The sequence below is a fragment of the Pedobacter foliorum genome (assembly GCF_013266735.1).
GTDB classification, from domain to species: Bacteria; Bacteroidota; Bacteroidia; order Sphingobacteriales; family Sphingobacteriaceae; genus Pedobacter; species Pedobacter foliorum.
Window position 1 is genome coordinate 238,432 of the sequence record NZ_JABSNU010000003.1, and the last position, 13,640, is coordinate 252,071.

Below are 13,640 nucleotides of genomic sequence, written 5' to 3' on the forward strand. Positions count from 1 at the left end.
AATAAAAAAAACATTTGCAACGAAAAATAAGGCTAAGATCTCATCGTAGCCTTATTTCTGTGCAAATCAATAAGAAAAATTATTTTTTCTTATGTCTGTTTTTTCTTAAACGTTTTTTGCGTTTGTGGGTAGCCATTTTATGTCTTTTTCTTTTTTTACCGCTTGGCATAGTCTTGAATTTTAAATATTTTTTAAATCTGTTTATTAATTTTTACTCTTTAGCTCCAATACTTTGTCATCAATAAATTTAGATAACTTAGGATTTGCAGCTAGCTTTTTACTCTTCAAATAAGCATCAATTGCATCTGTATTTTTGCCGAGGCTTTCGTAAGCTGTAGCTAAATAGAAGTAAGCATCTGGAGAAGGCTTAATGGTGATAATGTTGTTAAATCTGGTGATGGCTTTGTCAAACTGACCAGATTTGATTGCAAATGTACCTAAACTCATATTCGCTTTCAAATTCTTTGGGTCTTTTTTTACCACATCCATTAATAATGCAATACCTTTCATCGGCATTCCCAATCCATCCACAATTGTGATACCTAAACCGGTCTTCGCATCATTGCTTGTCGAGTCAATACTCATTGCATTAGTATAAGCAGCATTTGCTCTCTGTAATAATGCAGGTTGTAATAAACTGTCTCTAGAGCTATCAAACGCTTTTAAGAAGCGGTCTCCGGTAACTAACCAACTGTTTAAGGTTTTCTCTTGATTGGCTATAATCTCAAGGTATAAAGCACTTGGTGCGCTTTGTTCAACATCATCCCATTTTTGAGCAAGTACTTTTGCCGACGCGATTTTATCTTTATCAGCAGCAGCTTTAAATGCATTCTCAAGTGAAGTGATTTCAGCAGCAAAGTTAGGGCTGATCAGAGTTTTCCCAGAAGCCGAAACTTCTTCCAAACTAATTGGCTGAGGAGCCTCTGAAGCCATTGGCCCTGCAGCAGGAACATTGCTCGTTTGCTCTTTTGGCTTAACTAAACCTTTAATATCCCTTGTAAACAAAAACGCTCCAAGCAATACTATTGCTCCAATTATGATAATTTGTTTTGAACGGATATTGTTTAGCATAAGTTGATTAAGCTTCTACGCTTACTTTTTTTGAATTGTTCTTTACTTTGTCAACAAAAACTTTTGCTGGTTTAAAACTTGGAACAAAGTGCTCTGGGATAATAATCGCAGTGTTTTTAGAAATATTTCTCGCAGTTTTTTGCGCTCTCTTTTTTACAACAAAACTACCAAAACCTCTAACATATACATTCTCTCCTCCGATCATACTGTTCTTGATCACTTTGAAAAATGCCTCAACGGTTTCTTGTACATCTACCTTTTCAATTCCTGTTTTTGTTGATATTTCTGAAATAATATCTGCCTTAGTCATATTCTATTATTTATTTATAGTGTATTATATACTTTATAAGTGATTTGGGGTTGCAAAAGTATTGCTTTTTAATGAGATAGGAAAATAAAAGATGATTTATTTGTTTCACATTGTATCAGAGAATTGCAAGTTTTGCCGAAAACAAATTAATAACGCTGTATTTTTGTCCTTATGATTTTTCAAACGGAAATAGTAAAATGGTATTTAAATAATAAAAGAGATCTGCCATGGCGGGGTACGACGGATGCTTATGTTATTTGGTTATCCGAAATCATTCTTCAACAAACACGGGTTGAACAGGGGTTACCTTATTTCAATAGGTTTTTAGAAAATTATCCAACAATTACCGCTTTTGCTGCAGCATCTGAAACCCAAATTTTAAAACTTTGGCAGGGTTTAGGGTATTATTCCAGAGGAAGAAATATGCTTTATACTGCACGACAAATTCAGGAAATTTATGACGGAAAGTTTCCCACTAAATACGACGATCTTATCCGTTTAAAGGGGATAGGCGACTATACTGCGGCAGCAATATCATCCTTTTCTTCCAATGAGATGAAACCAGTTCTTGATGGAAATGTTTTTCGGGTATTGTCTAGGTATTTTGGAATCGATACACCAATAAATAGTACTTCAGGTAAAAAGCAATTTATAGAACTGGCTCAAAAACTAATAGTCGGGCAGGAGCCTTCTGTATATAATCAGGCAATTATGGAGTTTGGCGCATTGCAATGTAAACCTAAATCTCCTTCCTGTCAATCATGCCCTGTTCAATCTGATTGTTTTGCCAGCAAAAATGAACTTGTAAATGTACTTCCCGTTAAGGAGAAGAAACTTAAAAAACGCACCCGTTATTTTAATTATTTGGTGTGTATTGAGGGTGATGAAATCTTAGTTAATAAAAGGAATCCGGGAGATATCTGGCAGGAACTGTATGATTTTCCTTTGATAGAAACCGATGATAATTATACTGAGGTACAAGGACAATTCCTGGATAAGTTAAAGGATGGTTTTGGCGATACCTGTACAATCACTCCTTTAGAGCAGAAAAAACATTTATTAACCCACCAAACTATATATGTTCAATTTTTTGCTTTAGATAATTATATCATTAACTTTAATCAGAATGCAGAAATAAAATGGGTTTCATTACAAGAGTTCGACGAATTGCCGCAACCTAAAGTGATCACAAATTTTATAAGCTCTTATTCAGTTAATTAGTAAATTCAGAATTCATGTCAGGTATTAACAAAGTTATTTTAGTAGGACATTTAGGAAAAGATCCTGAAGTCAGACATTTAGATGGTGGTGTAACAGTAGCTAGTTTCCCATTGGCAACATCAGAAACGTATAACAAAGATGGCAAACGAATAGAGCAAACAGAATGGCATAACATTGTTTTGTGGAGAGGTTTAGCAGAAGTAGCCTCAAAGTATTTGCAAAAGGGTAAGCTTGTTTACATTGAAGGTAAGCTTCGTACCCGTTCATTCGAAGACAAAGAGAGAGTAAAAAAGTATGTTACCGAGGTGGTTGCAGAGAATTTTACTATTCTGGGCAGAAAAAGTGATTTTGAACAAACACCTGCCACGGGAGAAAATAGTACACCAAAAAGCGAAACGGATTATATAGATCCTACTGACGCTTCAGGAGATCTACCTTTCTAAACCGGATATAAAAAATGGCTGCCTCAACTTAATAAGGCAGCCATTTTTATCTCAGATGCTCTCGTTTATTCTACAGTAACTGATTTGGCCAGGTTCCTTGGCTGATCAACATTGCAACCTCTCAAAACTGCTATATGGTAAGATAGTAATTGAAGGGGGATTGTAGCCAGCAATGGTAAAAATGCTTCGCTGGCATCAGGAATCTCTATGCAATAGTCAACCATCTTTCTTACTTCAACATCCCCTTCGGTAACAATTGCCAAAACAATTCCCTTTCTAGCCTTTACTTCCTGAATATTACTAATTACCTTCTCGTAAGAGGAGTTTTTAGTAGCAATAACAACTACAGGCATTTCTTCGTCAATTAAGGCAATGGGCCCGTGTTTCATCTCAGCGGCCGGATAACCCTCTGCATGTATATAAGAGATCTCCTTGAGCTTTAAAGCTCCTTCTAGCGCCACAGGAAAGCCACTTCCTCTACCAAGGAATAAGCAATTTCTTGAATCTTTAAATTTCTGGGCAATTTCCTTTATGAGTTCATTGGATTCAAGTGCAATTTGAATTTTTTCCGGAATACAATCTAACTCAGTAAGTAATTCAATTAATTTGGAATTAGCGATGGTGCCTTTTTGCTGGGCCATGTAAAAGGCCATCAAAGTAAGTACCGTAACCTGAGCGGTGAAGGCTTTGGTGGATGCAACTCCAATTTCAGGGCCTGCATGTGTATAAACGCCTGCATCAGTAAGCCTTGGTATAGAAGCGCCAACAACATTACATACACCAAAAATGGTAGCTCCTTTTTCTTTTGCCATTTCAATAGCCGCCATTGTATCGGCGGTTTCGCCCGATTGAGAAATAGCAATTACAATATCTTTTTCAGTAATTATAGGATTTCTGTACCTAAACTCTGAGGCATATTCAACTTCTACAGGAATTCGTGCATATTCCTCAATTAGATATTCTCCTACTAAGCCTGCATGCCAGGAAGTGCCACAAGCAACAATGATAATGCGATCAATATTTTTTAGCTTGTCGGCGTATTCTTTTATTCCTCCTAATTGTACTTTACCTTCATTTGGGTAAATGCGCCCACGCATACAATCCCTTATGGAGCGCGATTGCTCAAAGATTTCTTTTAGCATGAAATGTTCATAGCCACCTTTTTCAAGCATTTCGAGTTTAAGCTCTAGCGCTTGCACGTAAGGGGTTTGAACAACATTATCCAATCGTTTAATCAATAGCTCATCGCGTTTGATAAAAGCAATTTCGTTGTCGTTTAAATAGATTACGTTTTTAGTGTATTCAACGATGGGGGTGGCATCCGAGGCGATAAAATACTCTCCGTCTCCAACACCTATTACCATTGGACTACCTTTTCTTGCCGCTATTAATTGGTCAGGATGTTCTTCGTCCATTAGAACAATGGCATAAGCCCCATTAACCTCGCGCAAGGCTAATCGAACTGCTTCAAGCAGATCTACCTTTTCATTTTTATAAATCTCTTCAATTAAGTGAACTAAAACTTCAGTGTCGGTATCACTTTTAAACTCGTGTCCTCTTGTTTTTAGCTCTTCTTTAAGCGTAGCATAGTTTTCGATAATTCCATTGTGGATTATGGTAAGCTTGCCATTATTAGAAGTATGTGGATGGGAATTTCTATCTGATGGAGCGCCATGGGTTGCCCATCTGGTGTGGCCGATGCCGATAGTTCCGGAAAGGTCTTTACCTGCGGCAAAATTTTCTAATTCCGTTACCTTGCCCGCCTTCTTGTAGATGTTTAATTTCGTGTCAGAAATAAGTGCAATACCGGCACTGTCGTACCCACGGTATTCTAATCTTTTTAATCCTTTAATAACGATTGGCCAAGCTTCTCTGTGACCGATATAACCAACTATTCCGCACATACTAAATGGGTTTAAAAAAAGTATCCTCCGAAATTAATGATCTCGGAGGATATAAACGCAATAGTGTGTTAAATTAATTTAGTTAATCAACTCTGGTATAGTAGATGTTTAACTTAAGGCCTTTTTCATTCGTTCCGGGAGTCGCCGTGTTAATGATTGAGCGTGCTCCAGAGGTTAATGAAGGGAAAATATTGTATTCTGTAAGTGAACTTGGCGAAAGATAAGTGCCGTAATCTTTAGTCTTCTCATCAATCAAAGATTGTAGATAAGCCGTTACAGTGAATATGTATCTTTTATTTACAGTGTCGTAAAAGCCACCAAATGCAGCTTCTGATCCAGCATAAGATGGATTGTTGCTGGCTTGAGTAGGAGCAATGTTATCTATTAAATTCACTCTTTGTCCGGCTATGTCAAGTCTGTAAAGTGACAATCTTTGTGCCGGATTCCATGGAGATACATCAGTTCCATTGCTAATATTAACAACCAATTCAGCTCTGTTAATAACCACACGAGCATTTGGATTACCAGCCTTTACTTTTTCTACAAAAGCTTTTAGATCAGGGAAAGCAATTTTATTTCTTACTCCAGAAAGTGCTTGCAGGTAAGTAACCTTATAAGGGGTTGCAGGGCTTGGAACATCTAGTTGTTCTTTAACCACAGTGCCATCATAATCATGTTTAACGTATGCTGCAATTGGGCCTGAGCCTGATGAGATTGGGAAATTAACCGCTACAGTATCTTTTTCAATAACGCTTGTGCCAACTTGTTTTTTGTAGTAGATCTCAATTTTAGAATCAGTACCACCAAAATTAACAAACATTACACCACCAGGTCCGTTTGCTTTAGCAGTTACCTGTAAGCCTTTAAATTGAGCAGCAAACTTAAGATTGGTAGATCTCAATGCCGAGTCTAAGTTTACAATTTTAGACTGAATAAATGCATTGCTAAGTTTTATTCTTAATTGAGGGACAACAACTTTAAGTGTATCCGGTTTCCCGTTCACTATATCAGTAATTTTTAAAGGAGTTTTTGGTTTCAGCTTTGTGGTAAAAGCAGGAGCCGCATCAGCTTCTACAGGCCAAACTTTATTACTTAAAAAGACCTTTTGTGCAGAAAGATCATCCTTAAGTTGTTTAACGGTAAAAGTATATTCAGTAGTTGTTGTATCGCCGTAAAATTGAGTAGAGTAAGGCAAAACAAGTATTGCCGAATCCACTGCAGGAATTCCACCAAAGCTGTAGCTGTTAGAAGGAAGTGATACTGTCATCGAAAGGCTGGCCTCAGTTTTTCCAAAAATAGGATCGCCAGTTATGTTTCCTAGGGGATGTCTAACCAGTCCAATTGAAGCAGTTGGAGAATCAAGAACAGTTTTAGATTCAACAAGCACGGTATTATCTAAAACACCTTTAATAGGAGAGTCGCCTTCAGGTGTAAGACCGATAGTATTGGCATCTTTACAAGATGCAAAAAGAAAAAGACCTATTAACAGGGTCAATAAGTCTTGTTTTATAAATTTCATATTTTAAAATACCTGAGTTTATGCTAGTGAAACCAATTCTTCGTCAGAAATCTCTTCATACAATGAATAGAAATTCTCGAAATTTTCGGTTAAATTAAAAGCTAAAGTTGGCTTATTAGAATCTTTAACAAATTTTAACACATCAGCATTTATTTTCTCATCAGCTAACACTACTGCATCAGAGTAAGTTATGGCTCCAATATGCAAAGCGCTACAATCAGCTTTTTCAAATGCTTTGGTATCTTCAACAGTCATAGAGTTCATAACTGCTTTTTTATACAAATCAGTGTTCATTGTTTCAGAGAAACAGTCCTCATAAATTGAATACACCACTTTTGAATTTTTAAAAGTAGGATCGTTTTTATAAGTAGTTTTAATGTATGCAGGTACTAAAGAAGTCATCCAGCCATGGCAATGAACGATATCTGGAGACCAACCTAATTTTTTAACAGTTTCAAGTGCACCTTTACAGAAGAAAATAGTTCTCTCGTCATTATCAGCATAGAACTTGTCCTCTTTATCTCTAAATACATACTTGCGTTGGAAATAATCTTCATTATCCAAGAAATAAACCTGCATTCTCGCTGCCGGAATTGAGGCCACCTTAATGATCAATGGGTTGTCATTGTCATCAATAATGATGTTCATACCTGAGAGACGGATAACCTCGTGTAATCTGTTCCTTCTTTCATTAATGTTCCCAAACCTTGGCATTAAAATACGGATTTCAAAACCTTTATCCTGCATTGCCTGAGGTAACTGACGGGTAATTTCTGAAATCTTTGTGAGTTCAAGGAAAGGCGACATCTCGTGTGTAACAATCAGTAGCTTCGTTTTTGCCATCTCCATATTCGTAAATAAAAATTTATGTTAAAGAAAAGATTATCAAGGGGCAAAGGTAAGCAAAATAATAACATTTATCAATATAATACGCAAGATGTTTTGTTGGGAATGGATAAATAACCAACTTTGCCCCCTGAAATTTTATAAGCTGGTTTGGAAGTTCTAAATACTATCGCGGCGTTAAAGTCGTTGCTTGGTCCAATTAAATTGGCTCAGCAGAAAATTGCTTTAGTGCCAACTATGGGTGCGCTGCATAAAGGCCATGTGTCGTTAATAAAGATGGCTCAACAGCAGGCTGATATAGTGGTATGCAGCATTTTTGTTAACCCCACTCAATTTACAGATCCTAAAGATTTAGAGAAGTATCCGCGCCCTTTAGAGCATGATATGGCTATGCTAAAAGAAGCTGGATGCGATGTAGTATTTATGCCTTCGGTAAAGGAAATGTATCCAACCGAGGAGACATGGCATATTGATCTTGGTCCTGCAGAATTTCTTTTAGAAGGCGAATTTAGAAAAGGGCACTATCAAGGGGTTACTCAAATCGTAAAAAAGCTGTTCGATGCTGTGGAGCCTGATATTGCATTTTTTGGACAAAAGGACTATCAACAGGTACTCATGATTCAGAACATGGTAGCCTATTTTAAACTTCCGGTTCAAATTATCTCCTGCCCAATCATTAGAGAAGATGACGGACTAGCTATGAGTTCAAGAAATATCCATCTTAATACTACCGATAGAGAAAACGCGTTAGTTTTAAGTCGTGCCCTTAATTATGTACACGAAAATTTCAAGAGCAAAAGTATACCAGAGCTATTACAAAAGGCTAAAGAGCTAATTGAAGAAACACCTGGGGTTGAGCTTGATTATTTTACCATTGCTGATGGTAAAACATTACTTCCGGAAACAGATAAAAAAGACCAGAATATTATAGCACTTGTAGCGGCAAAAGTTGGCCAAACAAGGCTTATCGATAATATGATACTTAGCTGAAAAACGGGAAACATTCATTCACAAACTTTATCTAACTTTGCGTTATGATTATCGAGATATTAAAATCGAAGATCCACCGTGTTAAAGTAACACAGGCAGAACTGAATTATGTTGGTAGCATTACCATTGATGAAGATCTAATGGATGCGGCCCAAATTATTGCAAACGAGAAAGTGCAGATCGTAAATAACAATAACGGCGAGCGTTTTGAAACCTATGTAATAAAAGGTGAAAGAGGAACAGGAACCGTTTGTTTAAATGGAGCTACAGCCCGTAAAGTTCAGGTAGGTGATATACTTATCATCATGTCTTACGGATCTTTACCAATAGAAGAAGCAAAAAAATACCATCCTATATTGGTTTTTCCTGATGATAATAATCATTTGCTGAAATAGGCTGTAATTACATTATAAAAAATAATACTATGCTACCATAGTAATTTGGTTGAGAAATACTAAATTTGGCGGTAGGTATTTTTTTATTATATATAATTATGCTATTTCAACTAAGTGAAGAACAATTGATGATTCAACAGGCTGCGAGGGATTTTGCACAAAATGAACTTAAGCCTGGAGTTATTGAAAGAGATGAACACCAGAAGTTTCCTGCAGAACAAGTAAAAAAGCTTGGTGAGCTAGGCTTTTTAGGGATGATGGTTTCAGAAAAGTATAGCGGTAGCGGTATGGATGCGCTTTCGTATGTACTGGTAATGGAAGAGTTGTCTAAAGTAGACGCATCCGCTTCTGTAGTTGTTTCTGTAAACAACTCGTTGGTGTGTTATGGCTTGGAGGCATTCGGCTCTGAGTTTCAAAAAGAAAAATATTTAAAGCCTTTGGCATCCGGCGAAAAGATTGGAGCCTTTTGTTTGTCGGAACCTGAAGCTGGTTCTGATGCAACATCGCAACAAACAACTGCCGAAGATAAGGGTGATTATTACCTGTTAAATGGCACTAAGAATTGGATAACCAATGGCAGCACTGCCTCAACATATCTTGTGATTGCACAAACCAATAAGGCATTAAAACATAAAGGTATAAATGCGTTTATTGTTGAGAAAGGCACGGAAGGTTTTACTGTTGGCCCTAAAGAGAATAAACTAGGAATCCGCGGATCAGATACCCATTCTTTAATGTTCAACGATGTTAAAGTGCCAAAAGAGAACAGAATTGGTGAAGACGGATTCGGGTTTAAGTTTGCAATGAAAACTCTTGAAGGTGGACGAATTGGTATTGCTGCACAAGCACTCGGCATTGCTGCAGGGGCATATGAATTGGCATTAAGTTATGCTAAACAGCGCAAGTCATTTGGTAAGCCTATTTCAGAACATCAGGCTATCGCCTTTAAACTGGCCGACATGGCAACTAGTATTGAAGCAGCACGGATGCTGGTTTATAAAGCAGCGTGGTTAAAAGATCAAGGGCAATCTTATACTTTGGCGGGGTCAATGGCCAAACTTTATGCATCAAAAGTAGCTATGGATGTAACGGTTGAGGCTGTTCAAATACATGGTGGTTATGGATTTGTAAAAGAATACCATGTTGAACGATTGATGCGAGATGCCAAGATTACCCAGATATACGAAGGAACATCTGAAATTCAAAAAATGGTAATCTCCCGAGAGATTATTCGTTAAATAATCGTATTTACTATCTTTGTTTTTATAAGTCTATTATGGCTTGTAAAAACAAAGAATTATGCCCGAAATACTTCTTTTATGTGTTATGCTGATACCTCAGCTTGTTGCAGGAATACTTGCAAAAAGCATGGGCAGGAAGTTTTGGTTCTGGTTTTTTATCTCATTTCTTATTCCTATCATTTCATTAATAGTATTGCTGTTTTTAGAAGATAAAAGTGAGCAAGGTGGATATGAACTGGCCGATCATGTAAAAGAAAAAGGTAACTAAGTAGCGCCTTGAATTGGGTAATAAAGCAGTAAAAAATAGAAGAATTAATAAATCAAATTAAAGCATGAAAGAGTCAAATTCATTGAATCAGGTAGCCGAATTTCACAAAACATTTAAGCACCCTATAGAGAAATCGCCAATTATTCCATCAAAACAAAGAAGTGACTTAAGAGTTTCATTACTTGTTGAGGAAGTAAAAGAGCTACAGCAAGCAATTGAAGACAATAATTTGGTTGAGGTAGCTGATGCTTTATGTGATATTCAATACGTTTTGGCCGGAGCTATTTTAGAATTCGGACTTGCGGATAAATTTAAAGACCTATTTGATGAAGTACATCGTTCAAATATGAGCAAAGCATGTAAATCAGAAGAAGAGGCAAACCAAACGATAGCTCATTATAAAGCTAAGGACGATAGTGATTCGTATTTCAAAGAGGAGGATTCTTTGTTTTTAGTTTATAGAACTAAGGATGATAAAACATTAAAATCTATAAATTATTCGCCAGCAGATCTTGTGAGTATTCTTTAGGTAAATTAAAAGAAGCATCCTGTTAAAACGTTCTCGTTTTTAACAGGATGCTTTTTAACCCTAATCTTTATCAGAACCGGCGATAGCTCCGAATACCGCCTTAATTATAGCGATTGCTATTGCCAACAAAGCGGCAGCCCAAAATCCGGTAGTATTAAATCCAGCCATTAAATAATCAACTAGCATTATCATTAAAACACTGATGATGAATGACATTAATCCTAGTGTAAGGAAGTTGATCGGAAATGTAAATACCCTTAGGATAAGGCCAATTGTTGAATTCGCCAAGGCAATTAGTACAGCTGCAATAATTGCAGATCCATAGCCGTCTACCTGTACTCCGGGTACAATTTTGGCGCCCAGAAATACCGCAAGGCCCATCAATAAAATTTCTACAATTAGTTTCATAATGCGTAATTTAGTGTTATGCTTAAGTATTTTGTTAAAGTGTTCCTGGCATTTTGTGCCATTTCCTCTGTTTTTGCATGTACATCTACAAATAGTAAGCCACTTTTAATAGGTTTCTCTGTTGATAGTTCTTCCATTGTATTTGGCAATATAAACGAGGTAGGCCTTTTACAGCTAAAAAATGCTCCCGCGGCCGACTCGGTTTTTCATAATCTGATCTCAGTTTTGCAAACGCCATCTGAAAAAGACACTGCTATAAAGGAGATGCCCATTGATGGAAATATAAGCGTTAAGGGCAATGAAGTAGTATTTGTTCCCGAAAAGCCATTTGTAAAGAACCGCGATTACTTAGTGATAACGTATTTAAACGCGCGTTTTGGTAATGCTGAAGATATTATGAAAGGCGAATTGAGTTACGGAGTAAAACCCACACAGAGGGTATTAACCAGATAAGAATTCAATCGTAACAGTTTATTGGCTGATTCGTACCATAGACGTACTTTCTGCGAGCTTTGTTCGGAGAACAGGTGCCTTTCTCCGAACAAAGCTCGCAGTAGCTCCGAAGCAGGCGCGAAGAAAGTAGATCTATATCACTTTAGAAGTGATTGTGTTATAGCATTTTTAATTTGCAAAAATATTTCTTACATTTGCACGGTAATAGAGGTAAGAGGGGGCAGAAGTCCCCTCTTTTCTATTATTGGTGAATTGGTTATGCAGATAGAAAAAAGAGTAACAGAATTAGTAGAAGAAAAAATTTCGGACAGACCGGAACTGTTTCTTGTTGAGGTGAAAATGCTGCCAAATAATAAACTGATTATCCATGTTGACGGCGATGAAGGAATCACTATACAGGATTGCGCAGCCATTAGCAGACATGTTGGTTTTCATTTGGAAGAAGAAAACACCATTGATAAAGCTTATAACTTAGAAGTTTCATCTCCCGGTGTTGGTGAGCCATTGAGACTGAAAAGACAATATGATAAAAACATTGGTCGCGAGTTAAGTGTAAAGCTTACTGGTGGCGATGTGAAAGAAGGTAAATTGCTTTCTGTAGATGATAATGGCATCACTATAGAGGCAAAAGTGAAAGAAAAAGGAAAAAAGGCGATACTGGTAGAAACCGGAATCGACTTTAGTAGTATAACAGAAACAAAGGTTTTAATTTCATTTAAATAAAAATGAGCAATATTAATTTAATCGATTCATTTCAGGAGTTCAAGGAGTTCAAGAACATCGACCGCCCTACAGTAATTAGTGTGCTGGAAGAGGTATTTCGCAGTATGTTGCGCAAAAAATATGGTACTGATGAGAATTGTGACGTAATTGTTAACCCGGATAACGGAGATTTAGAGATCTGGCGTACTAGAAAAGTGATGGAAGATGGCTTTTCTGAGGACGACGATTTAGAAATTGAACTTGCTGAGGTTAAACAGTTGGATCCGGATATGGAAGTTGGTGACGATTACATTGAGCAGATCACTTTAGAGAGTTTTGGAAGAAGAGCTATTTTAGCTGCCCGCCAAACTCTTGTTTCGAAAGTATTAGAACTTGAAAAAGACGAAATCTTTAAAAAATATAAAGACAGAGTTGGTGAGATTGTAACTGGAGAGGTTTATCAGGTTTGGAAAAAAGAAACTTTGGTTCTTGATGATGAAGGCAACGAATTAATGATGCCTAAAACTGAACAGATCCCTGCTGATTATTTCAAAAAAGGTGATACTGTACGTGCCGTAATCCTTAAAGTGGATATGGTAAATAGTACTCCAAAAATTATCATCTCTAGAATTGCACCTGAGTTTTTACAACGCTTATTCGAAATCGAGGTTCCAGAGATTTTCGATGGTTTAATTACCATTAAGAAAATTGTTCGTGAGCCAGGAGAGAGAGCTAAAGTTGCTGTAGAATCTTACGATGATAGAATTGACCCGGTAGGAGCTTGTGTTGGTATGAAAGGTTCTCGTATACATGGTATTGTAAGAGAGCTTAAAAATGAAAATATTGACGTAATTAACTTTACAAACAACATTTCATTATATATCACCAGAGCATTAAGCCCTGCTAAAATCACATCTATTAAATTAGATGATGAAACAAAACATGCTTCTGTTTATTTGAAGCCTGATCAGGTATCACTTGCAATTGGTCGCGGTGGTCATAACATTAAACTTGCAGGTAAGTTAACCGGCTATGAGATTGATGTTTACCGTGAAGCTGGTGAAGAAGATGAGGATGTGGATATAGAAGAATTCTCGGATGAGATTGATAGCTGGATCATCGATGAGCTGAAAGCCATTGGATGTGATACTGCTAAAAGTGTGTTAGCACTTTCTGTTGATGAATTGGTTAAACGTACCGATTTGGAGGAAGAAACCATCAAGGAAGTGATGAGTATTTTAAAATCAGAATTTGAATAATACAAAAACTCATGACTTACAGATGAAATAAATAAGAATAAACGTTACTTTTGTATAAGAATTAAAGAAAAAATAGGATAT

16 protein-coding genes are annotated in these 13,640 nt (G+C 36.8%); 10 read left to right on the top strand and 6 right to left on the bottom strand.

From position 1 onward, the window contains the following. Window positions 1-204 precede the first annotated feature (204 nt). Both HQN83_RS07800 and HQN83_RS07805 read right to left on the bottom strand, forming a co-directional pair. Window positions 205-1,071, bottom strand: coding sequence for a tetratricopeptide repeat protein (locus HQN83_RS07800; RefSeq protein ID WP_173089783.1), 867 nt, complete (start codon window positions 1,069-1,071; stop codon window positions 205-207). Window positions 1,072-1,078: 7 nt separating this feature from the next. Continuing rightward, window positions 1,079-1,381 (bottom strand): HU family DNA-binding protein, encoded by a 303-nt coding sequence (locus tag HQN83_RS07805; protein ID WP_008240139.1) that lies wholly within the window; start codon window positions 1,379-1,381, stop codon window positions 1,079-1,081. A 171-nt stretch (window positions 1,382-1,552) separates the two neighbouring features. Here HQN83_RS07805 and mutY point away from each other — a divergent pair, with 171 nt between their 5' ends. Both mutY and HQN83_RS07815 read left to right on the top strand, forming a co-directional pair. Then, window positions 1,553-2,602, top strand: a complete 1,050-nt coding sequence (gene mutY / locus HQN83_RS07810) for an A/G-specific adenine glycosylase (RefSeq protein WP_173089784.1) — start codon at window positions 1,553-1,555, stop codon at window positions 2,600-2,602. A 14-nt stretch (window positions 2,603-2,616) separates the two neighbouring features. After that, on the top strand, window positions 2,617-3,045 hold the full coding sequence (locus HQN83_RS07815) for a single-stranded DNA-binding protein (protein WP_173089785.1): 429 nt from the start codon (window positions 2,617-2,619) through the stop codon (window positions 3,043-3,045). A gap of 65 nt (window positions 3,046-3,110) precedes the next feature. Here HQN83_RS07815 and glmS read toward each other — a convergent pair whose 3' ends face one another. From glmS to HQN83_RS07830, 3 genes are all read right to left on the bottom strand, one after another. Further along, window positions 3,111-4,949: a glutamine--fructose-6-phosphate transaminase (isomerizing) gene (glmS, locus tag HQN83_RS07820; protein ID WP_173089786.1), complete on the bottom strand. Its 1,839-nt coding sequence runs from the start codon at window positions 4,947-4,949 to the stop codon at window positions 3,111-3,113. An 82-nt stretch (window positions 4,950-5,031) separates the two neighbouring features. Continuing rightward, window positions 5,032-6,468: a DUF4270 family protein gene (locus tag HQN83_RS07825; protein WP_173089787.1), complete on the bottom strand. Its 1,437-nt coding sequence runs from the start codon at window positions 6,466-6,468 to the stop codon at window positions 5,032-5,034. A gap of 18 nt (window positions 6,469-6,486) precedes the next feature. Then, complete coding sequence (locus HQN83_RS07830; protein ID WP_246254368.1) at window positions 6,487-7,311, bottom strand: glycogen/starch synthase; 825 nt, start codon at window positions 7,309-7,311, stop codon at window positions 6,487-6,489. A 153-nt stretch (window positions 7,312-7,464) separates the two neighbouring features. Here HQN83_RS07830 and panC point away from each other — a divergent pair, with 153 nt between their 5' ends. The 5 genes from panC (at window position 7,465) to HQN83_RS07855 (ending at window position 10,737) form a co-directional block, all read left to right on the top strand. Then, complete coding sequence (gene panC, locus HQN83_RS07835) at window positions 7,465-8,304, top strand: pantoate--beta-alanine ligase (protein ID WP_173089789.1); 840 nt, start codon at window positions 7,465-7,467, stop codon at window positions 8,302-8,304. 44 nt (window positions 8,305-8,348) lie between these two features. Further along, a complete protein-coding gene (gene panD / locus HQN83_RS07840) occupies window positions 8,349-8,699 on the top strand; it encodes an aspartate 1-decarboxylase (RefSeq protein ID WP_048907888.1) in 351 nt (116 codons plus the stop codon). A 98-nt stretch (window positions 8,700-8,797) separates the two neighbouring features. Continuing rightward, complete coding sequence (locus tag HQN83_RS07845) at window positions 8,798-9,937, top strand: acyl-CoA dehydrogenase (protein WP_173089790.1); 1,140 nt, start codon at window positions 8,798-8,800, stop codon at window positions 9,935-9,937. A gap of 61 nt (window positions 9,938-9,998) precedes the next feature. Beyond that, entirely contained in the window at window positions 9,999-10,208 is a 210-nt protein-coding gene (locus HQN83_RS07850; RefSeq protein ID WP_173089791.1) for a hypothetical protein, read from the top strand. A 64-nt stretch (window positions 10,209-10,272) separates the two neighbouring features. After that, on the top strand, window positions 10,273-10,737 hold the full coding sequence (locus HQN83_RS07855; RefSeq protein ID WP_173089792.1) for a pyrophosphohydrolase domain-containing protein: 465 nt from the start codon (window positions 10,273-10,275) through the stop codon (window positions 10,735-10,737). A 60-nt stretch (window positions 10,738-10,797) separates the two neighbouring features. Here HQN83_RS07855 and HQN83_RS07860 read toward each other — a convergent pair whose 3' ends face one another. Beyond that, entirely contained in the window at window positions 10,798-11,145 is a 348-nt protein-coding gene (locus HQN83_RS07860; protein ID WP_173089793.1) for a phage holin family protein, read from the bottom strand. 18 nt (window positions 11,146-11,163) lie between these two features. On the opposite strand from HQN83_RS07860, the gene HQN83_RS07865 reads away from it, so the two are divergent. The 3 genes from HQN83_RS07865 (at window position 11,164) to nusA (ending at window position 13,559) form a co-directional block, all read left to right on the top strand. After that, a complete protein-coding gene (locus tag HQN83_RS07865; protein ID WP_173089794.1) occupies window positions 11,164-11,598 on the top strand; it encodes a hypothetical protein in 435 nt (144 codons plus the stop codon). Window positions 11,599-11,856: 258 nt separating this feature from the next. Next, complete coding sequence (gene rimP, locus HQN83_RS07870) at window positions 11,857-12,321, top strand: ribosome assembly cofactor RimP (protein ID WP_173089795.1); 465 nt, start codon at window positions 11,857-11,859, stop codon at window positions 12,319-12,321. 2 nt (window positions 12,322-12,323) lie between these two features. Beyond that, the gene (gene nusA / locus HQN83_RS07875) at window positions 12,324-13,559 is read left to right on the top strand and encodes a transcription termination factor NusA (protein ID WP_108204798.1); all 1,236 of its coding nucleotides are present in this window, start codon (window positions 12,324-12,326) and stop codon (window positions 13,557-13,559) included. Window positions 13,560-13,640: the final 81 nt, after the last annotated feature.